We start from the raw sequence: 17565 nt of genomic DNA, 5'->3' as shown, positions 1-17565 counted from the left end.
AAGTCCCATCCCCCAGCCATGTCACTGAAACAGCGCTATCGGGAGACCATTCAGCCCAAACTGCTGAAAGACCTGAGTCTCTCCAACATCCACGAAGTCCCCAAGGTGGTGAAAGTCACCGTCAACCGAGGACTTGGCGAAGCCGCCCAGAACGCGAAGTCCCTTGAGGCCTCCGTGAACGAGCTGGCTCAAATCACCGGCCAAAAAGTGATGGTGACCCGCGCCAAGAAAGCCATCGCCGGTTTCAAAATCCGCCAGGGCATGCCAATCGGTTGTGCCGTCACCCTTCGTGGCGAGCGCATGTATGCGTTCCTTGAGCGACTCATCAACCTGGCGCTCCCCCGAATCCGCGACTTCAGAGGCGTCAGCCCCAAGAGCTTCGACGGTCGGGGCAATTACACCCTGGGGGTGAGAGAGCAAATCATCTTCCCTGAAATCTCCTTCGACAAAATCGATGCCATCAGGGGCATGGACATCACCATCGTGACCACTGCCCGCACGGATGAAGAGGGCCGGGCCCTCCTCCGCGAGATGGGAATGCCATTCCGCAGCAACTGAGCCCTCCTCGGAAACCACCATGGCCAACCACGACCCTATTTCCGACATGCTCACCCGCATTCGTAATGCGAGTGAGAAACGTCACCAGAACACCAAAGTCCCCGCATCCCGAATGTCCCGCAGCATCGCCAAGGTGCTGCAGCAGGAGGGTTTCATCGCTGAGATCAGCGAAGAAGGCGAAGGCGTCCACGCCAATCTGGTGCTGGAACTGAAGTACAGCGGCAAGCATCGACTGCCCACGATCCGCTCCATGCAACGGGTGAGCAAGCCCGGTTTGCGCATCTACAAGAACACCCGCGGACTGCCCAAAGTCCTCGGTGGACTGGGGGTGGCCATCATCTCCACCTCCAAGGGTGTGATGAGCGATCGCGACGCCCGCAAGCAGGGCGTCGGCGGTGAAGTGCTCTGCTACGTCTATTGATCCGGAGCCAGAACCATGTCACGTATCGGTAAAAACCCCATCCCCATTCCCGACAAGGTGAGTGTGAGTCTCGACGGACTCGCTGTCACCGTGAAAGGGCCGAAAGGCGAACTCAAGCGCACGCTCCCCGACGGTGTGAGTGTGAATCAGGTGGACAACACCATTGTGGTGGCTCCCACTAGCGAGAAGCGCCTCTCCAGAGAGCGTCACGGACTGTGCCGCACCCTGGTGGCCAACATGATCGAAGGTGTCAGCAACGGGTATTCCAAGAAACTGGAAATCGTGGGCGTCGGCTCCAGAGCTCAAGTCAAAGGCAAAACCCTCGTGGTGAGTGCCGGCTACAGCCACCCAGTGGAGATGCTGGCCCCTGAAGGCATCACCTTCGCGGTTGAAAACAACACCAACGTCACTGTCTCCGGCACCGACAAGGAGCTGGTGGGCAATGAGGCGGCCAAAATCCGCGCCATCCGTCCGCCCGAGCCCTACAAGGGCAAAGGCATCAAATACGCGGGCGAGCGCATCCTGCGCAAGGCAGGCAAGTCAGGCAAGAAGTAATTCCCCGCCAGACACTCCTCCGCATAACCCACCATGTCGACCCTCTCTCGCAAACAACAGACCCAGAAGCGCCACCGGCGCCTGCGTCGCCATCTCAGCGGCACCTCCGATCGTCCCCGGTTGGCTGTGTTTCGCTCCAACAGCCACATCTACGCCCAGGTCATCGACGATGCAGCCCAGAGCACGCTCTGCTCGGCATCGACGCTTGACAAGGACGTGCGCACGAGCCTCAAGGACACAGGGAGCACCTGCGATGCTTCCGTCGTCGTTGGCGAGCTCGTCGCCAAACGCGCCCTGGCCAAGGGCATCCAACAGGTGGTCTTCGATCGTGGCGGCAACCTGTATCACGGCCGGGTGAAAGCCCTCGCCGACGCCGCCCGGGAAGCGGGCCTTCAGTTCTGATCCTGCTCTCAACATGACCGATTCCAACCCTCAGACCACCCCCAACGACATCCCATCGGCGGCTGATGTCCCGGCAGCGGCCGAAGGACAGCAGGAGCAACGCCGCGGTGGCGGCGGACGGAGTGACCGCGGAGACCGTCGCGGTGGCCGTCGCGGTGACCGCCGCAACCAGGAGCGCGACTCCGAATGGCAAGAGCGCGTAGTTCAGATCCGCCGGGTCTCCAAGACCGTTAAAGGCGGTAAGAAAATGAGTTTCCGCGCGATTGTCGTCGTCGGGAACGAGCGTGGACAGGTAGGTGTCGGCGTCGGCAAAGCCGGTGATGTGATCGGGGCCGTCCGCAAGGGTGTTGCCGATGGCAAAAAGCACCTCGTGAAGGTTCCGCTCACGCGTCACAACTCAATTCCCACCCTCTCCAACGGGCGAGACGGAGCTGCCAGCGTGCTGATCCGGCCCGCTGCTCCCGGTACGGGTGTGATCGCCGGCGGCTCGATCCGCACGGTGCTTGAGCTCGCCGGCATCAAGAACGTGCTGGCCAAGCGCCTGGGCAGTAAGACTCCCCTGAACAACGCACGGGCCGCCATGGTGGCTCTCGATAGTCTCCGCACCCACAAGGAGACTGCCAAGGAACGGGGGATCTCCCTCGAGCAGATCTACTCCTGATTCCCATGACTCTCCGACTCGAATCCCTCAAATCCAACAAAGGCGCCCGTCGCCGCAAACTGCGCAAAGGTCGCGGCATCGCCGCTGGCCAGGGTGCTAGCTGCGGCTTCGGAATGCGCGGTCAGAAGTCCCGCTCGGGCCGGCCAACGCGCCCAGGCTTCGAGGGCGGCCAAATGCCCCTCTACCGCCGAGTCCCGAAACTGAAGCACTTTCCCCTGGTGAACCCCAAGGAGTTCACTGTGGTGAATGTGTCGGCCCTGAATGACCTCAAGGCAGGCAGCACCGTCAGTCTCGACTCTCTTGTGAAGGACGGCATTGTCACAAGCCCCAAGCATCCCCTCAAAATTCTGGGGAACGGAGAACTGAAGACCAAACTCACGGTTCAGGCCGCCGCCTTCACGGCATCAGCCCGCACCAAGATCGAAGCCGCCGGTGGAACCTGCGAACTTCCTGAGTGAGACCCTTCAAGGTCATGCCGCCCAGCTCTAAGGTCTGAGCCGTCCGCAGGATTTCGATCCGCGGACGGCTTTCCTGCATCAAGCCCAAACCCACGCTCTCTGTTTCATGCTCGTCAGTCGGGGACGCAACCCCAGTGCCGCTGAAGTCATCACCCAAGTGGTGCAGAACCCGGAGCTGCGCAACCGGGTTCTCACCACGCTCGGTTTGCTGATGTTGGTGCGCCTCGGCATCTACATCCCCATGCCGGGCATCGATCGCGTGGCCTTCCAGCAGTTCATCCAGCAGGGAGGGCAGCTGATTGGCTTCCTCGACATCTTCACTGGTGGAGGCATCTCCACCCTGGGCATCTTCGCTCTCGGGATTCTTCCATTCATCAACGCGTCGATCATTCTGCAGCTGCTGACAGCATCCCTGCCCCAGCTCGAAGATCTGCAGAAAAATGAGGGCGAAGCCGGTCGACGCAAAATCGCCCAAATCACTCGCTATGTGGCGCTGGGTTGGGGCCTGATTCAGAGCGTGATCTTCGCTGTGATTCTCCGTCCATACGCCCTGGAAGGATTGACAGACGCGGTGTTCATTACCCAGACAGCTCTGGCTCTGGTGACCGGATCCATGATCGTGATGTGGATCAGCGAAGTGATCACCGAGCGAGGGATTGGCCAGGGAGCCTCCCTGGTGATTTTCCTAAACATCGTGGCCACCCTGCCTCAGGCTCTTGGCTCCACGATCGAGAAGGCCCAAACCGGAGACCGCAACGATGTCTTTGGAATCATCGTTCTCGTGCTGGTGTTTCTGGTCACGATCGTTGGAATCATCTTTGTGCAGGAGGGAGCCCGGCGGCTTCCGATCGTGAGTGCCAAACGTCAGGTTGGAGGATCGGCTCTGCTTCCAAACCGTCAGAGTTACCTACCACTGAAGCTGAACGCCGGTGGCGTGATGCCGATCATTTTCGCGTCGGCACTGATCTTTCTACCGATCACCATCGCCAATTTCAGTCAAAACCCTCTGCTGATCACGGCAGCAAGCGCTTTGAATCCGAGTGCCTCGAACCCTTGGCCCTACGCACTGCTGTATTTCTCGTTGATCCTGGGTTTCTCCTACTTCTACGCCTCGCTCACCTTTAATCCCACTGAAGTCGCCACCAACCTCAAACGTGGTGGTGTCGCCATCCCAGGGGTCCGCCCCGGGAGCGCTACAGCCAGCTATCTCGAGGGTGTGAAAAATCGACTCACCCTGCTCGGAGGCTTATTCCTAGGGGCTGTGGCCATCATTCCCTCCGCCGTCGAACGCGCCACCAGCGTCACCACATTCCAAGGACTGGGCGCAACATCACTGCTGATCCTGGTCGGCGTCGCCATTGACACTGCCAAGCAGGTTCAGACCTACGTGATCTCCCAGCGCTACGAAGGAATGGTTCGCCAATAGCAAGAGCACTATTCCGTGACGCTTTAGACACGAATCAGGCGCGAAACCGTGCCGTCCCATTGCCTTAACTCCTGCCCCATCCCATTGACACCATGAAGCAACGTCTGCTGTTCATCGGCCCTCCCGGGGCCGGCAAAGGTACCCAGGCTTCACGCCTTTGCGACACCCACGGGCTTCGCCATCTCTCCACCGGCGACCTGCTGCGCTCTGAGGTCTCAGCAGGCAGCGCCCTTGGCCAGGAGGCGGAAGCGGTCATGAATCGCGGCGAACTCGTCAGCGACGATCTGGTTCTCGCCATCGTCCGTTCCCAGCTCACGGCCCTGAACGGCCAGGGCTGGCTTCTCGACGGCTTTCCCCGAAACGTTGCTCAAGCTGAGGCATTGGAGCCTCTGCTCGGAGAACTGCAACAAAGCATCGAAACCGTTGTCCTGCTGGAACTCGACGACGAGGTACTCGTCGAACGACTCCTGGCCCGGGGTCGGGCGGACGACAATGAGTCCGTGATCCGCAATCGCCTCGAGGTGTATCGCGAGCAGACCGCTCCGCTGATTGACTACTACCGAAGCAAGGGACTCTTGATCGCGGTTGACGCCCAGGGAAGCGTGGAAGCCATCACGACAAGACTTGAAGCAAGTCTAGCTTGACCCGCTGTGGTAGGTTAGCTGTTTGGAATTTTGGAGAGCCACACCCAATGAAGGTGCGCGCCTCGGTCAAGAAAATGTGCGACAAGTGCCGGGTGATTCGTCGCCATGGCCGCGTCATGGTGATCTGCGAGAACCCTAAGCACAAACAGCGTCAGGGCTGAACGTCCGTCGTCTGGAATTCTGATCGCCCATTCGCCGCCCCAGGCGGCAACTGTCCCCCTCGATTATTAGCTCAGTGGCACGGATTGCTGGTGTCGACATTCCCCGCGACAAGCGGATCGAAGTCGCCCTCACCTACATCTACGGAATCGGCCTCACCAGGGCCAAAACCATCCTCTCCAAGACCGGGGTCAATCCCGACATCCGCGTCAAGGATCTCGAGGATGGTGACGTGCAGAAATTGCGTGGTGCCACCGAAGCCTTCACGATCGAGGGTGATCTGCGCCGGCAGGAGGGCATGGCCCTCAAGCGTCTGCAGGACATCGGCTGTTTGCGTGGCCGCCGTCACCGCATGAGCCTGCCGGTTCGCGGCCAGCGGACCCGCACCAATGCCCGAACCCGTCGCGGCGCCCGTAAGACCGTGGCCGGCAAGAAGAAGTAAGCCACCCGCGGTCGTTCGGATCGCTCCGTTCCTCCAGCTCCCATCACCCCCAGGCCCATGGCCAAGACCGTCAAGAAATCCGGCCCGAAGAAGGCCAAGCGCAACGTTCCAAACGGCGTTGCCCATATCCAGAGCACGTTCAACAACACGATCGTCTCGATTACCGACACCACCGGCGAGGTCATTTCCTGGTCGTCGGCTGGTGCCAGTGGTTTCAAGGGCGCCCGCAAAGGCACACCCTTCGCAGCACAGACCGCAGCCGAAGCCGCGGCCCGTCGCGCACTCGATCAGGGGATGCGCCAGATCGAAGTTCTGGTTCGCGGCCCCGGCTCCGGGCGGGAAACCGCCATTCGTGCCCTTCAGGTCGCCGGCCTGGAGATCACCCTGATCCGAGATGTCACGCCGTTACCCCACAACGGCTGTCGCCGCGCCAAGCGTCGCCGCGTCTGATCCACACGTTTCCGTTCAGGTCCCTCTCTCCCCCCGCCTCAGACCGTGTTGCAATACCAGATCGACCGTATCGAGCATCAGATCGCTGACGATCGCTCGCAAACCGGTGTGTTTCTCATCGGCCCCTTGGAGCGTGGTCAGGCCACGACCCTCGGCAACTCCCTGCGACGTGTGCTGATGGGCAACCTCGAGGGCACAGCAGTCACTGCCGTGAGGATTGCCGGTGTCAATCACGAATACGCCACCATCCCAGGAGTTCGCGAGGATGTTCTCGACATTCTCCTGAACTGCAAGCAGATCACGGTGAACAGTCGCACCAGCGAGCTGGAAATCGGACGCTTGGTGGTCGCCGGACCTGCAACGGTGAAGGCTCGGGATCTGCAGTTCTCATCTCAGGTCCAGGTGGTCGATGGGGAGCGTTCCATCGCCACCGTTAGCGACGGTTACAGCCTCGAGCTTGAGGTGCACGTGGAGCGGGGCATCGGTTATCGGCCGGTGGATCGCCACAACGAAGACACCAGCGCCATCGACCTCCTGCAGATCGATGCCGTGTTCATGCCGGTGCATCGGGTGAACTTCACGATCGACGAGACGGCCGTTGCCGAAGGCGGATCCGCGCGTGAGCGTCTGCGCATGGAGGTGGTGACCGATGGATCCATCACCCCAGACGATGCCATTGCCCAGGCTGCCAATCAGCTGATCGAGCTGTTTCAGCCGCTGGCCACGGTCACCATGGTCGAAGAGGTCAGCGCCGAGCCCGAGCCCACGGCAGAGGCTCAGATTCCTCTCGAGGAACTCAACCTCTCGGTTCGTGCTTACAACTGCCTGAAGCGAGCTCAAGTGAATTCGGTCTCCGATCTCATGGGCTTCAGCTATGAGGATCTGCTGGAAATCAAGAACTTCGGATCCAAGTCTGCTGACGAAGTGATCGAAGCCCTCGAGCGCATCGGCATCCAGATCCCCCAAAGTCGCACCAGCGCCTGATCGTTCCTCACTCCATTCCCAGTCCTCACCCGAACCATGCGTCACCAATGTCGAGTTCCACAGCTGGGCCGCCCAGCTGACCAACGCAAAGCCATGTTGCGTGGCCTGACCACGCAGCTGATCCGCGAAGGCCGGGTTATGACAACCAAGGCCCGTGCCAAGGCCCTGAGGGATGAAGCCGAGCGGATGATCACCCTGGCCAAAGAGGGCAGCTTGGCGTCTCGCCGACGGGTGCTCGGCTATGTGTACGACAAGCAGCTCGTGCATGCTCTGTTTGAAAAAGCCCCCGACCGCTACAGCGACCGCAAGGGCGGTTACACCCGGATCACCCGCACAGTCCGCCGCCGTGGCGACAATGCCGAGATGGCCATCATTGAGTTGGTCTGAACCCTTCAGATCAGAGCACGATTCCCGACCCCCGACCCGGACCTGAAGCCAATCCCCCCCAGAGGATTGCTATCAGCCTCCAGTACGCGGGGTCGTTTTTTTGTGGCTGGCAGCGGCAACGTCAGGGCACCAGCGTGCAGGGCGTGCTTGAGCAGGCCATTGCAGATCTCGACCCCCATCGTCCCGTCCATGCCGTCGCTGCTGGCCGCACTGACGCCGGTGTGCACGCGGCCGGACAGGTGGTGCATTTCGACAGTAGTGGTCCGATTCCCGCCAGTCGCTGGGCTCCAGCCTTGAATGGCCGGCTACCCGCCAGCATCAGAGTCCGCGAAGCCGTGGAACGACCTCTCTCGTGGCATGCCTGCTACTCGGCCACCTACCGGCGCTACCGGTACACCCTCTACAACGGCCGCAGACCCAATCTCTTTCTCGCACCCTGGAGCTGGCATCGCTACCAAGCGCGTCTTGATGACCAAGCGATGGCTGAAGCCTTGGAGGGAATGCTCGGCAGTCATGACTTTGCAGCCTTCCAGCGCGCTGGCAGCCGCAGAGCTCATTCGCGAACGACCATTCAGGATGTCTCCGTTCAACGGCGTGGCGATCTGATTGACCTGGAAATCCAGGCCAGCGGGTTCCTCTATGGAATGGTGCGCTTGTTAATGGGGCAACTGGTGGCCGTTGGGGAACATCGACTCACCACTGAACAGTTCGAACGCCGCTGGCGGGAACGACGGCGTGAAGAGGTGAAAGACGGAGCTCCACCCCAGGGCTTGTGCCTGCTGAGGGCAGGCTACGAAGACACCATCTTCAGCAAGGGCGGCTGGTATGATTGCCAACCGACTTTTTGTCTGGCATCGGAAGATCCGCCTCCGGATCCTCCGGGCTGGTGATTCAACACCTGAACCGCACCACCCCTACCCACGTTCAGAGGATGGGGTATGGCGACAAGGTAGAGTCGATCTTTGAGCTCTGGTTGGAACGCCACGGCGTGACCAACGCTCCCTGCCCAGCTTCGTCGTTCGCGACGGGGCATTTCAGAACCGGCATGCCGGCGCGATGAACAAGACCTCTGTCCCCTCCATCGATTCAATCGACCGCCAGTGGTATCTGGTGGACGCTGAGAATCAAACCCTCGGCCGACTGGCAACCGAGGTGGCTTCCGTGCTTCGCGGCAAGAACAAAGCCAGTTTCACCCCTCACCTCGACACCGGCGATTTCGTGGTCGTCGTGAACGCTGACAAGATCCGGGTGAGCGGCAACAAGCCTCAACAAAAGCTTTACCGCCGCCACTCCGGTCGTCCCGGAGGCATGAAGGTGGAAACCTTCGCGCACCTTCAGGAGCGCCTGCCCGAGCGGATCGTGGAGAAGGCCATCAAAGGCATGCTTCCCCACAACGCCCTGGGTCGGCAGATGTTCCGCAAATTGAAGGTGTACAAGGGTGCCGAGCATCCGCACGCCGCCCAGCAGCCCCAGCCGCTGCAGCTCGATCCCGCCGCTACTGCCCAATGAGCACCACGAATTCAGTCGTTTACTGGGGTACCGGCCGCCGCAAAACCTCTGTGGCCCGTGTGCGCCTTGTGCCAGGAAACGGCACCATCACCATCAACGGTCGCCCCGGCGATAATTACCTCAATTACAACCCCGCCTATCTGGCCGCGGTTCGCGCTCCACTGCAAACGTTGGGTCTCCTCACGGAGTACGACGTCCTGGTGAATGTGCGTGGAGGTGGCCTGACAGGGCAGGCTGATGCCATCAAGCAGGGTGCCGCTCGCGCCTTGTGTGAGCTTTCAGCCGACAACCGCAAGCCCCTGAAGACCGAAGGCCATCTCAGCCGAGATCCCCGGGCCAAGGAACGTCGCAAGTACGGCCTCAAGAAAGCCCGTAAAGCTCCCCAGTTCTCCAAGCGCTGATTTCTGTCATGCCCAAGCCCGAAATCCATCCCACCTGGTACCCCGATGCCAAGGTGATCTGCAACGGAGAAGTGGTCATGACCACCGGCTCCACGCAGCCCGAAATCCACGTTGATGTGTGGAGCGGCAACCATCCATTTTTTACAGGCACGCAAAAAATCCTCGACACCGAGGGGCGTGTGGATCGTTTCATGCGCAAATACGGAATGGGCGGAGCCAGCAGCGCTGCCGAAGACAAGAAAGCCGACGACAAAGCCGAAGCCTGATCACTGTCTTGCCATGGACTTTCCCCCGAAGGCAGGGTTGTCTCTGCCTACGGGGGTTTTTGTTGACCCACCATCGTTCATTGCAGACCAGGCATCAACTCCGTGTCTGAGGGAATGGATCCATCGACCTTGATCAGTCGTCTTGAGGCGGCACGCAATAGTTTCCACAACCTGGAACGCCAACTGGCGGATCCTGACGTGGCCTCCGATCCCACGCGTCTGCAGTCAATCGCCCGGGAACGATCCAGACTTGAACCCCTGGTGAACGACTACTCCAGCCTGCAATTGGTGCAAGCGGAGCGGGAACAGGCCAGAGAGCTCCTACGTGATAGCCGTGGGGATGAGGAGATGGCCAACCTCGCGCAACTGGAATTGGAGGAACTGGACCAACGCCATGAAGTCCTAATTCAACGGCTCACCCTGGCACTGCTGCCGAGGGATCCCCGGGATGAACGCAGTGTGATGCTGGAGATCCGTGCCGGTGCAGGCGGCGATGAAGCCTGCCTCTGGGCTGGAGATCTGGCACGGATGTACGAACGCTTCAGCAGCCGGCGCGGCTGGACGGTTCAACCCGTGAGTGCCAGTGAAGCCGACCTTGGAGGCTTCAAGGAGCTGATCCTCTCGGTGAAAGGAGATTCGGTGTTCAGCGAACTGAAGTTCGAAGCCGGAGTTCACCGGGTGCAGCGTGTCCCAGCCACAGAATCGCAGGGGCGCGTTCATACATCCACAGCCACCGTGGCCGTGATGCCAGAGGCCGACCCTGTTGAAGTGCAGATCGAACCCGCCGATTTAGAGATCAGCACGGCGCGTTCCGGCGGCGCCGGAGGGCAGAACGTCAACAAGGTCGAAACCGCTGTGGATCTCATGCATCGCCCCAGCGGAATCCGTGTGTTTTGCACCCAGGAACGATCCCAGCTCCAGAACCGGGAGCGGGCCATGGAGATTCTGCGAGCCAAGCTCTACGAACGCCAGCTTGCGGAAGCGAACGCCCGAGAAAGCTCAGCCCGACGCGCGCAAGTGGGCACAGGCGATCGCAGTGAAAAGATCCGCACTTACAACGCCAAAGACAACAGGGTCACAGATCACCGCTTGGGACGGAACTTCAGCCTTGATCCGGTGCTCCAGGGACAAATGGAGGACGTCATTGGTGCTTGTATCGCTGAGGAACAGCGCAGCAAACTCGAAGCGCTCAGTCGTCAGTCAGACGACTGAATCAGGCGCCGATCACATATTTGGCCCACTCACTGTGCCGACCGGAATCGATCTGACGGACGGCATCGAAACTCAAACTGCTGAGCGGTCGTCTTGGCATTTTCCGCAGAGGCATCACAGCTTCCTGGGGCGTGCGATTTCCTTTTCGAACGTTGCAACGCATGCAGGCTGTGGTCACGTTGTCCCAGCTGTCACCGCCACCACGACTGCGAGGCATCACGTGATCAATCGAGAGATTCTCCTTGGCGCCGCAGTACTGACAGGTGTGATTGTCCCTCTGAAACACGTTGCGGCGGGTCAAGGGAACTTGACGGAACGGAACACGCACGAATTGCCGCAACCGGATCACGGTTGGAACATGCAAATCACGGCGTACAAGCCGTTCAGGATCATGCTCCAGGCTCTCAGCCTTGCCCTTGAGCATCATCACCAAGGCTCGACGCCAGGTGGTGATATTCAGGGGCTCGTAGGACGCATTGAGAACGAGAACCTGGCTCATGCAAGCTCCCAGATTAAAAGGCATGCTAACGGGGTCACAACGAAGACTTTGTGACCCTCACTACCTCAAGTCCATGTCCGACCTGTTCGTCGACAACCCACAATCTGCAGGGTTCGAGAACCAGAACGGATCCGACCCCCGCCAACGGGCCTGGATGGAAGTCTCCGCTCAGGCGATAGAAAACAATGCGCGAGCACTGCGAAGGATTCTGGATCCTGGCTGTGCCCTGATGGCGGTTGTCAAAGCCGACGGCTACGGACACGGCGCTGAAACTGTTGCCAGAGCAGCCATTTGTGGAGGAGCCACCAGTCTTGGCGTGGCCACGCTTCAAGAGGGAATTGAGCTGCGGCGAGCAGGACTCGAACTGCCCGTGCTGGTGCTCGGCAACTTGATCCAGGCGGAGGAGCTGCGGGCTTGCTTGCACTGGCAATTGATGCCCACTTTGAGCAGCATGCGTGAAGCGCTGCTCTGCCAGAACCTCGCGAGTGGCAGCGGCCGACGCTTTTCCGTTCAGCTCAAGCTGGACACAGGCATGACCCGCCTCGGTTGCGATTGGCAGGACGGCGGCCGTCTCACCCAGGCCATCCAGCAACTGGACCAGCTGATGCTCCGAGGCGTCTACAGCCATCTGGCCTTAGCCGATGGGGGGCCCTCGGGTGAGGCTGAGCGCATCACCCGATTGCAGCAGGAACGCTTTGTCGCTGTCACGCGCTCCCATCGCAGTGCAAACCTTCAACTCCATCTCGCCAATTCAGCCGGAACGCTGCGCGACCGTTCCCTCCACCATGACCAGGTGCGAGTGGGCCTGGCTTTGTATGGCCATACGCCCAGTGAGCACCTGAACCAGAGCGTGTGCTTGGAACCTGCGATGGCGGTGAAGGCGCGGGTGAGCCTGATCCGCGATGTGCCTGCGGGAGTGGGCGTGAGTTACGGCCACCGTTTCATCACCAGCCGTCCCAGCCGACTGGCCGTGGTGGGCATCGGCTATGCCGATGGCGTGAGCCGTTGTCTCTCGGGCCAGATCGTGGTGCTCCACGCCGGCCAGCGCCTACCGCAGGTGGGTGCGATCACCATGGATCAACTGATGGTGGACGCCACCGACCACCCAACCCTGGATGTGGGCGATGTCGTGACCTTGCTTGGATCGGATGGTGACGCGGTGATTCCGCCCCAGGACTGGGCCGAGCTGTCCGATTCGATCCCATGGGAAGTGCTCTGCAGCTTCAAGCATCGGCTGCCCCGACTGGTGGTCTGAAGGGACGACCTCTTGATAGGGTGGGCGGGCCGCTGGAGAGGTGGCTGAGTGGTTGAAAGCGGCTCCCTGCTAAGGAGTTACAGGAGGCAACTTCTGTCGAGGGTTCGAATCCCTCCCTCTCCGTTGAATTAAACGTGATCAAGCGCTGGTTGCGAAGAACGCCAGATTGTGGGCGATGGCTGGAAGCAGTGCTTCGTCATTCGCCAGCTCGGCACCTTCGGTAAACACCACCAACAGGTTTGGCGCTTCATCACCTGATGCCCACCAGGCGGCATCGTGGCGCGCCTGGCTCATCCAACCGGCCTTGCTCCAAAGCGTGCTGCCTGCAGGCAACCCTTCTCCGAGAAATCCGTCGACCTGATTCTCTGGGTCTGCCGCCCTCACCTCCTGATCCAGAGAGCGGAGCAGGCGAGTCTTCAGGCGCTGACAAGCCGGTGGCGACAGCACTCCATCCGTCATCACCGCTTCCAGCATGCGCCCCACCGCTGCCGTGCACAGAGCGTTGCGATTGGCGTTGGCCTCGCCGTAGAACGCCTTTTCGCGGCCATAAGGCCCTTCTCCCCAGGTTTTCTGGCAACAATTCACCCGGTCCAGTTCGGGCCATCCCAAATCCCAGAGCCAGCGATTCACGGCCAGCCGCTGTTGCTGCCACTGCTCCCATGCCGGAGAACGCAAGGCGGGCCCGCTGGTGGTACCGGTCAACAGATCCACGACCAACCCGGTGGCATCGTTGCTGGAGTCAGCCAGCATGTCGAGCAAAGCGCGGCGGAATTCCTCACTGTCAGGAAGGAAATCCCTCTCCAACCAGTGCTCTGCTGCCACGGCATACATCAACTTCACCACACTGGCGGGATAGATGAGTTTCTGATCCGCCCAAGACGCCCCGCAGCCACTCCCCGTTGCTGGTGATGATTGGTCGTAACGCACCCAGGTGACAGCGATCCGATCATGCAGCCCGGGGCGGCCCTCGGCGGCAAGTCGATCGATCAGAGCAGCCAGATGCTCCTGCATCGTCGGCTCGGGGCGGTAGAACGCCATGGCAATGGCTTTAGTCAATGCCGACCCTAGGCACTCCGTTGGCTCCGGATCTGATCACTCTGGGGAGCTGCTGGCAACTTCTCAAAGACATCAACGGCTACGCCCGTGCCCGTGGCGAAGGTCTTGCAACCCAGGCAGCGGCGGGCCGGAGTTTCCGCGTGATTACCCCCATCGACAAGGTCGGCGTCACCCGCATTCAGGTGCAATTGCTCGAGGACGGCTACCCCTGTTGGCTGAATGTGCCCGATCTCGCCGGACAGGCACGCACAACAACTCCTCCCCGGCCTCGACTGTTGACGAGTGACGCGATTGCGGCGCGGATTCCTGCGGTCCTCGAATGGCTCAAGGTTGCCGCCGCTCGCCCGAATGACTACCTCTGGGGCGGAACGCTGGGCCCTGATCTCGACTGTTCGGGGCTGGTGCAGTGTGCCTTCGCCAGTGCCGGCATCTGGCTACCCAGAGACGCTTATCAGCAGGAACGCTTCTGCGAACCCGTCGCGGTTCGGCCAGGCAATGACCAACTTCTGCGACCTGGTGATCTGATTTTCTTCGGGCGACCACAACGCTGTACGCATGTAGCCATTCACCTCGAGCGCGGCCGCTACATGCACAGCTCAGGACGGGAGCATGGACGCAATGGCATCGGCATCGACAGCCTCCATCCCAGCGACCGACATCCTGTGGCCAGTCATTACAGAGCCGAACTGCGTGGGGCTGGTCGGATCATGCGATGTCATGACGGCACCACCCTGCCCTAAGTAGGGACAGGGGTGGCCGAACAGCAAAATGAAGCTCGATGATCCCAAGTCATGGACCCCCTTTCCCTGCTGGCCGGCACCCTGATCGCGCAATGGGATCCAGGAGCGCCTGAACGCAACCCTTTCAGCATGGATGCCTCCAGCGGGGAATTTCTCCAGGGCAGCCAGCCCATTGAGGAGCTCACGCTTGTGCGCACGATTTACAGGGGGGATTGCCCTGGGGAGAGCGTGACAGCGATGAAGGGAATCCGTTTTCTGGCATCGACTCCGCCAGCGGCAAAGCAGCGAATCGTGATCCGCAATCGACGCACGGGTGGCTTCACCAACAGGGAATACGGAAAAGGTCGCAGAAGCTCGGAAAGCTTTTCCATCAGCTTGGGCACCCGTCAACACGGCAGTTTCCTGTCCGTTCGCCCTGGAGAGAATGAGTTCCGCTGGAAAGTGACAGGAGCGAGTGAGGAGGGGAGCCCTGCAGAAGGGAGTGCCGTGCTGATGGTCAAAACAGAGGATCGGGAGCGCTACCGGGATTTCCGCTCGATCAATGAAGACGCTTTCTGCCCTGGGGAACAGTATTCCAACTCCCGCACCCCTTTAAGCCAATGTCGGGCCGGGTATTACAAAGTGACCAGGGAAGGGGTCTGCCCCAACGGCAAAACGATTCAACTAGGGACACGAACGATCTACCGCCGTTATCGGTCCTGGTAAGCCCAGCCCGCACGCTTGTTAGCAAAGGGGATCCGAGCGCCGATTAAGTTGCTGCCATACGAGATTGATCCCCATGGCAGGGCTTGACCTTTCGGTCGTAGTGCCCCTCTACAACGAGGAGGAGAGTCTGCCCGAACTGGTCGAGCAGCTGCTCACAGCGCTGCGTCCAACCGGCGAGCAATTTGAACTGGTGTTGGTCAATGATGGCTCGACCGATGCAACGGCTGCTGTTCTGGAACGGATCAGCGCAGACGTACCGGAGCTCGTAGGAGTGCTCCTGCGCAAGAACTACGGCCAGACAGCTGCGATGGCCGCAGGATTCGACGTCGCGCAAGGCAAGGTCATCGTGAGCTTGGATGGCGACCTACAGAACGATCCTGCCGATATCCCCCTATTGCTTGCCAAGCAACGCGAGGGCTACGACCTGGTGAGTGGCTGGCGCCACGATCGTCAGGACGCCGAACTGCAACGCAAGCTTCCTTCCAGAATCGCCAATCGGATCATCGGGCGCGTCACGGGTGTGCGCCTGCATGACTACGGCTGTTCACTGAAGGCCTACGACCGCGACGTGCTTGCCGACATGCGTCTCTACGGAGAGCTTCACCGGTTCCTGCCGGCGCTTGCCTTCATCGAGGGGGCACGCATCACAGAAGTGAAGGTGAATCACCGGGCCCGCCAGTACGGCACAAGCAAATACGGCATTGACCGCACCTTCCGGGTGCTCATGGACCTGCTCACGGTGTGGTTCATGAAGCGGTTTCTGACGCGCCCGATGTACGTCTTCGGATTTGGGGGGCTGATTGCGATTCTCCTGAGCCTGATCGCAAGCTCCTATCTCCTGGTGATCAAGCTGATGGGCGATGACATCGGCACCCGCCCACTGCTGATCCTGGCGGTGGTGCTGGGCTTGGCCGGCATTCAGCTGTTCTGCTTCGGGCTACTGGCGGAACTGCTGATCCGCACCTATCACGAAAGCCAGGGGCGTCCGATCTACCGCATTCGGGCGACGTTGCGGGGTGGCCGGGCCTGCTGAGCCAGGCTGGGACGGGTTGCACCACGCTGCCGCTCAATGCCTGCGGCGGCGGCCAGCACAACGCGGCGATCCGAATCACGCAGGCCTCGGCGGAGCACAGGCAGCACCGAACGATGCCCCCAGAGGCCAGCACGCTCGACGGCCACAAGACGCTGCTCCGGTCCGCCCTGATCCATGGCCCGGCGAAGTTCCTTCGCCAAAGCCAGTCGCGCGGCGGTCCCCACTGGCCGTGCAAAGACCGGAGCCGCCTCATCTTCCGACGCTTCGGCGGCGGTTGAGGCCTCGGGCAATGCTGAGGCGTTGGTTTGAACGAGGCCAAGCTGGGCCCGGTTGATCGCTGCCACCGAACCCGCATCGGTGCTGCGCAGGAGAGTCTTGCTTGGACGGCGTCCGAGCAACCAGAGCACAGCCACCAGCACGAACGCTGCACCACCGGCAAGAAGCTGAGTCATGGAGCTTGAGCGACGGACGCCGCAGGGATTGAACTTTTATGTCGCCGTTGCCGTCGGCGCGAGACCGACAGAAAGGCGCTTACTACAGTACCGGCGGACCTTTTGGCCGCTGCCATGACCGGAGAATTTGTCGCTGCCTGGATGCCCTCAGTGTTTGTTCCCCTCGTGGGGATCATGGGCCCAGCTGTGGCCATGGCTCTGCTGTTCAACGTGATCGAAGCCACTGATTGATCGGCCGCGTGCCCTTCAGACCGCTTCAGCGCTCCGCACCTCAATCGCTATCTAATCCATGACCGTGACCCCCGTGGCCGACCCCACAGTCGGCAACCTGGCCACCCCGGTGAACAGCAGCTATTTCGCCAAGGCCTTCCTCAACGCACTCCCCGCCTACAGACCAGCCCTCTCTCCCAACCGTCGCGGTTTGGAAGTTGGCATGGCCCACGGCTTTTTCCTGTATGGCCCCTTCACAATCTGTGGCCCCCTGCGACTCACCGAGTACTCCACCACCGCTGGGTTACTCGCCACCATTGGTCTGGTGTCCATCCTGACGGTGTGCCTCTCCATCTACGGAACCGCTGGCAACGGCCCCAATGTGCAGCCGGCTGACGCCACCATCGACAACCCTCCTGCCGACCTGTTCACCAAGGCCGGATGGGCAGAGTTCGCCAGTGGCTTCTGGCTTGGAGGCTGTGGTGGCGCAGCTTTTGCCTGGTTCCTGACCGGCACTGCGCTTGTTGCCCCTCTGGTGAACATCGCCGGCGGTGTCTGGAGCGTGAACTAAGCCGGTTCAGCCTGGCCTCACTTCAAAAGCGCAATGCCCCGAATGCTCCTGAATGGCGCATTCGGGGCATTCTGCTGTCAAGATCTTGTCGCTTCTGAACCACTGCCGC

27 protein-coding genes and 1 tRNA gene are annotated in these 17565 nt (G+C 60.7%); 25 read left to right on the top strand and 3 right to left on the bottom strand.

Annotated elements, in window-relative coordinates; all coding sequences use genetic code 11:
• Positions 1 to 18 precede the first annotated feature (18 nt).
• The 18 genes from rplE (at position 19) to prfA (ending at position 10935) form a co-directional block, all read left to right on the top strand.
• Positions 19 to 558 (top strand): 50S ribosomal protein L5, encoded by a 540-nt coding sequence (gene rplE, locus SynPROS71_RS02480; RefSeq protein ID WP_186596426.1) that lies wholly within the window; start codon positions 19 to 21, stop codon positions 556 to 558.
• 19 nt (positions 559 to 577) lie between these two features.
• The gene (rpsH, locus tag SynPROS71_RS02475) at positions 578 to 979 is read left to right on the top strand and encodes a 30S ribosomal protein S8 (protein ID WP_186584082.1); all 402 of its coding nucleotides are present in this window, start codon (positions 578 to 580) and stop codon (positions 977 to 979) included.
• A gap of 15 nt (positions 980 to 994) precedes the next feature.
• Complete coding sequence (gene rplF / locus SynPROS71_RS02470; RefSeq protein ID WP_186596425.1) at positions 995 to 1534, top strand: 50S ribosomal protein L6; 540 nt, start codon at positions 995 to 997, stop codon at positions 1532 to 1534.
• Positions 1535 to 1567: 33 nt separating this feature from the next.
• Complete coding sequence (rplR, locus tag SynPROS71_RS02465; RefSeq protein ID WP_186596423.1) at positions 1568 to 1936, top strand: 50S ribosomal protein L18; 369 nt, start codon at positions 1568 to 1570, stop codon at positions 1934 to 1936.
• 13 nt (positions 1937 to 1949) lie between these two features.
• Entirely contained in the window at positions 1950 to 2597 is a 648-nt protein-coding gene (gene rpsE, locus SynPROS71_RS02460; protein ID WP_186596421.1) for a 30S ribosomal protein S5, read from the top strand.
• A 5-nt stretch (positions 2598 to 2602) separates the two neighbouring features.
• On the top strand, positions 2603 to 3055 hold the full coding sequence (rplO, locus tag SynPROS71_RS02455; protein WP_186596419.1) for a 50S ribosomal protein L15: 453 nt from the start codon (positions 2603 to 2605) through the stop codon (positions 3053 to 3055).
• A 106-nt stretch (positions 3056 to 3161) separates the two neighbouring features.
• Positions 3162 to 4481 carry a preprotein translocase subunit SecY gene (gene secY, locus SynPROS71_RS02450; RefSeq protein WP_186596417.1) on the top strand — a complete coding sequence of 440 codons (1320 nt, stop codon included), beginning with the start codon at positions 3162 to 3164 and terminating at the stop codon, positions 4479 to 4481.
• A gap of 92 nt (positions 4482 to 4573) precedes the next feature.
• Positions 4574 to 5125, top strand: coding sequence for an adenylate kinase (locus SynPROS71_RS02445; protein WP_186596415.1), 552 nt, complete (start codon positions 4574 to 4576; stop codon positions 5123 to 5125).
• 47 nt (positions 5126 to 5172) lie between these two features.
• A complete protein-coding gene (gene rpmJ / locus SynPROS71_RS02440) occupies positions 5173 to 5286 on the top strand; it encodes a 50S ribosomal protein L36 (RefSeq protein WP_006042225.1) in 114 nt (37 codons plus the stop codon).
• A gap of 74 nt (positions 5287 to 5360) precedes the next feature.
• Complete coding sequence (gene rpsM / locus SynPROS71_RS02435; protein ID WP_006042226.1) at positions 5361 to 5726, top strand: 30S ribosomal protein S13; 366 nt, start codon at positions 5361 to 5363, stop codon at positions 5724 to 5726.
• A 57-nt stretch (positions 5727 to 5783) separates the two neighbouring features.
• Positions 5784 to 6176, top strand: a complete 393-nt coding sequence (rpsK, locus tag SynPROS71_RS02430) for a 30S ribosomal protein S11 (protein ID WP_186584075.1) — start codon at positions 5784 to 5786, stop codon at positions 6174 to 6176.
• 45 nt (positions 6177 to 6221) lie between these two features.
• Entirely contained in the window at positions 6222 to 7160 is a 939-nt protein-coding gene (locus SynPROS71_RS02425; RefSeq protein ID WP_186596413.1) for a DNA-directed RNA polymerase subunit alpha, read from the top strand.
• Between the two features lie 36 nt (positions 7161 to 7196).
• On the top strand, positions 7197 to 7547 hold the full coding sequence (gene rplQ / locus SynPROS71_RS02420; protein ID WP_186596411.1) for a 50S ribosomal protein L17: 351 nt from the start codon (positions 7197 to 7199) through the stop codon (positions 7545 to 7547).
• A gap of 20 nt (positions 7548 to 7567) precedes the next feature.
• Positions 7568 to 8437, top strand: coding sequence for a tRNA pseudouridine(38-40) synthase TruA (gene truA / locus SynPROS71_RS02415; protein WP_186597821.1), 870 nt, complete (start codon positions 7568 to 7570; stop codon positions 8435 to 8437).
• Positions 8438 to 8603: 166 nt separating this feature from the next.
• Positions 8604 to 9056 (top strand): 50S ribosomal protein L13, encoded by a 453-nt coding sequence (gene rplM, locus SynPROS71_RS02410; protein WP_186584073.1) that lies wholly within the window; start codon positions 8604 to 8606, stop codon positions 9054 to 9056.
• Positions 9053 to 9457 carry a 30S ribosomal protein S9 gene (rpsI, locus tag SynPROS71_RS02405; RefSeq protein WP_186472606.1) on the top strand — a complete coding sequence of 135 codons (405 nt, stop codon included), beginning with the start codon at positions 9053 to 9055 and terminating at the stop codon, positions 9455 to 9457. Before rplM ends, rpsI begins: the two co-directional genes overlap by 4 nt.
• Before the next feature lie 8 nt (positions 9458 to 9465).
• Positions 9466 to 9723 carry a 50S ribosomal protein L31 gene (gene rpmE, locus SynPROS71_RS02400; protein ID WP_186596409.1) on the top strand — a complete coding sequence of 86 codons (258 nt, stop codon included), beginning with the start codon at positions 9466 to 9468 and terminating at the stop codon, positions 9721 to 9723.
• Between the two features lie 114 nt (positions 9724 to 9837).
• Positions 9838 to 10935: a peptide chain release factor 1 gene (gene prfA / locus SynPROS71_RS02395; protein WP_186596407.1), complete on the top strand. Its 1098-nt coding sequence runs from the start codon at positions 9838 to 9840 to the stop codon at positions 10933 to 10935.
• Position 10936: 1 nt separating this feature from the next.
• Here the strand turns inward: prfA and SynPROS71_RS02390 are convergent, their stop codons facing one another.
• Entirely contained in the window at positions 10937 to 11434 is a 498-nt protein-coding gene (locus tag SynPROS71_RS02390; RefSeq protein ID WP_186596405.1) for an HNH endonuclease, read from the bottom strand.
• Positions 11435 to 11507: 73 nt separating this feature from the next.
• Here SynPROS71_RS02390 and alr point away from each other — a divergent pair, with 73 nt between their 5' ends.
• Entirely contained in the window at positions 11508 to 12689 is a 1182-nt protein-coding gene (gene alr, locus SynPROS71_RS02385) for an alanine racemase (RefSeq protein WP_186596404.1), read from the top strand.
• Between the two features lie 34 nt (positions 12690 to 12723).
• Positions 12724 to 12812: transfer RNA gene (locus SynPROS71_RS02380), tRNA-Ser, on the top strand.
• Between the two features lie 15 nt (positions 12813 to 12827).
• On the opposite strand, the gene SynPROS71_RS02375 is transcribed toward SynPROS71_RS02380, so the two are convergent.
• Positions 12828 to 13727: a serine hydrolase gene (locus SynPROS71_RS02375; protein ID WP_186596402.1), complete on the bottom strand. Its 900-nt coding sequence runs from the start codon at positions 13725 to 13727 to the stop codon at positions 12828 to 12830.
• 17 nt (positions 13728 to 13744) lie between these two features.
• On the opposite strand from SynPROS71_RS02375, the gene SynPROS71_RS02370 reads away from it, so the two are divergent.
• From SynPROS71_RS02370 to SynPROS71_RS02360, 3 genes are all read left to right on the top strand, one after another.
• A complete protein-coding gene (locus tag SynPROS71_RS02370) occupies positions 13745 to 14485 on the top strand; it encodes a C40 family peptidase (protein WP_186596401.1) in 741 nt (246 codons plus the stop codon).
• Between the two features lie 51 nt (positions 14486 to 14536).
• Positions 14537 to 15190, top strand: coding sequence for a hypothetical protein (locus SynPROS71_RS02365; RefSeq protein WP_186596400.1), 654 nt, complete (start codon positions 14537 to 14539; stop codon positions 15188 to 15190).
• A 73-nt stretch (positions 15191 to 15263) separates the two neighbouring features.
• Entirely contained in the window at positions 15264 to 16223 is a 960-nt protein-coding gene (locus SynPROS71_RS02360; RefSeq protein ID WP_186596399.1) for a glycosyltransferase family 2 protein, read from the top strand.
• Here SynPROS71_RS02360 and SynPROS71_RS02355 read toward each other — a convergent pair.
• On the bottom strand, positions 16181 to 16675 hold the full coding sequence (locus tag SynPROS71_RS02355) for a hypothetical protein (protein ID WP_186596398.1): 495 nt from the start codon (positions 16673 to 16675) through the stop codon (positions 16181 to 16183). The genes SynPROS71_RS02360 and SynPROS71_RS02355 overlap by 43 nt on opposite strands.
• 114 nt (positions 16676 to 16789) lie before the next feature.
• On the opposite strand from SynPROS71_RS02355, the gene SynPROS71_RS02350 reads away from it, so the two are divergent.
• Together SynPROS71_RS02350 and SynPROS71_RS02345 are read left to right on the top strand one after the other, a co-directional pair.
• Complete coding sequence (locus SynPROS71_RS02350) at positions 16790 to 16906, top strand: photosystem I reaction center subunit VIII (RefSeq protein WP_006854791.1); 117 nt, start codon at positions 16790 to 16792, stop codon at positions 16904 to 16906.
• 58 nt (positions 16907 to 16964) lie between these two features.
• Complete coding sequence (locus SynPROS71_RS02345) at positions 16965 to 17456, top strand: photosystem I reaction center subunit XI (RefSeq protein ID WP_038005163.1); 492 nt, start codon at positions 16965 to 16967, stop codon at positions 17454 to 17456.
• Positions 17457 to 17565 lie beyond the last annotated feature (109 nt).

This window comes from Synechococcus sp. PROS-7-1, from assembly GCF_014279795.1.
In the GTDB taxonomy this organism is placed as follows: Bacteria; Cyanobacteriota; Cyanobacteriia; order PCC-6307; family Cyanobiaceae; genus Synechococcus_C.
Note: the sequence above shows the minus strand (reverse complement) of the source record. Positions and strands in the feature narration are given on the sequence as shown.

Bases quoted from the DNA above. Each gene is read 5' to 3' on its own strand.
- rpsK (WP_186584075.1), top strand. From the start codon at position 5,784: ATGGCCAAGACCGTCAAGAAATCCGGCCCGAAGAAGGCCAAGCGCAAC.
- rpsE (WP_186596421.1), top strand. From the start codon at position 1,950: ATGACCGATTCCAACCCTCAGACCACCCCCAACGACATCCCATCGGCG.
- SynPROS71_RS02355 (WP_186596398.1), bottom strand. From the start codon at position 16,675: ATGACTCAGCTTCTTGCCGGTGGTGCAGCGTTCGTGCTGGTGGCTGTG.
- rplR (WP_186596423.1), top strand. From the start codon at position 1,568: ATGTCGACCCTCTCTCGCAAACAACAGACCCAGAAGCGCCACCGGCGC.
- alr (WP_186596404.1), top strand. From the start codon at position 11,508: ATGTCCGACCTGTTCGTCGACAACCCACAATCTGCAGGGTTCGAGAAC.
- SynPROS71_RS02375 (WP_186596402.1), bottom strand. From the start codon at position 13,727: ATGGCGTTCTACCGCCCCGAGCCGACGATGCAGGAGCATCTGGCTGCT.
- SynPROS71_RS02370 (WP_186596401.1), top strand. From the start codon at position 13,745: ATGCCGACCCTAGGCACTCCGTTGGCTCCGGATCTGATCACTCTGGGG.
- prfA (WP_186596407.1), top strand. From the start codon at position 9,838: ATGGATCCATCGACCTTGATCAGTCGTCTTGAGGCGGCACGCAATAGT.
- SynPROS71_RS02360 (WP_186596399.1), top strand. From the start codon at position 15,264: ATGGCAGGGCTTGACCTTTCGGTCGTAGTGCCCCTCTACAACGAGGAG.
- rplE (WP_186596426.1), top strand. From the start codon at position 19: ATGTCACTGAAACAGCGCTATCGGGAGACCATTCAGCCCAAACTGCTG.
- SynPROS71_RS02345 (WP_038005163.1), top strand. From the start codon at position 16,965: ATGACCGTGACCCCCGTGGCCGACCCCACAGTCGGCAACCTGGCCACC.
- rpsI (WP_186472606.1), top strand. From the start codon at position 9,053: ATGAGCACCACGAATTCAGTCGTTTACTGGGGTACCGGCCGCCGCAAA.
- SynPROS71_RS02390 (WP_186596405.1), bottom strand. From the start codon at position 11,434: ATGAGCCAGGTTCTCGTTCTCAATGCGTCCTACGAGCCCCTGAATATC.
- SynPROS71_RS02445 (WP_186596415.1), top strand. From the start codon at position 4,574: ATGAAGCAACGTCTGCTGTTCATCGGCCCTCCCGGGGCCGGCAAAGGT.
- secY (WP_186596417.1), top strand. From the start codon at position 3,162: ATGCTCGTCAGTCGGGGACGCAACCCCAGTGCCGCTGAAGTCATCACC.
- rplO (WP_186596419.1), top strand. From the start codon at position 2,603: ATGACTCTCCGACTCGAATCCCTCAAATCCAACAAAGGCGCCCGTCGC.
- SynPROS71_RS02365 (WP_186596400.1), top strand. From the start codon at position 14,537: ATGGACCCCCTTTCCCTGCTGGCCGGCACCCTGATCGCGCAATGGGAT.
- rplM (WP_186584073.1), top strand. From the start codon at position 8,604: ATGAACAAGACCTCTGTCCCCTCCATCGATTCAATCGACCGCCAGTGG.
- rpmE (WP_186596409.1), top strand. From the start codon at position 9,466: ATGCCCAAGCCCGAAATCCATCCCACCTGGTACCCCGATGCCAAGGTG.
- rplQ (WP_186596411.1), top strand. From the start codon at position 7,197: ATGCGTCACCAATGTCGAGTTCCACAGCTGGGCCGCCCAGCTGACCAA.
- rplF (WP_186596425.1), top strand. From the start codon at position 995: ATGTCACGTATCGGTAAAAACCCCATCCCCATTCCCGACAAGGTGAGT.
- rpmJ (WP_006042225.1), top strand. From the start codon at position 5,173: ATGAAGGTGCGCGCCTCGGTCAAGAAAATGTGCGACAAGTGCCGGGTG.
- SynPROS71_RS02350 (WP_006854791.1), top strand. From the start codon at position 16,790: ATGACCGGAGAATTTGTCGCTGCCTGGATGCCCTCAGTGTTTGTTCCC.
- rpsH (WP_186584082.1), top strand. From the start codon at position 578: ATGGCCAACCACGACCCTATTTCCGACATGCTCACCCGCATTCGTAAT.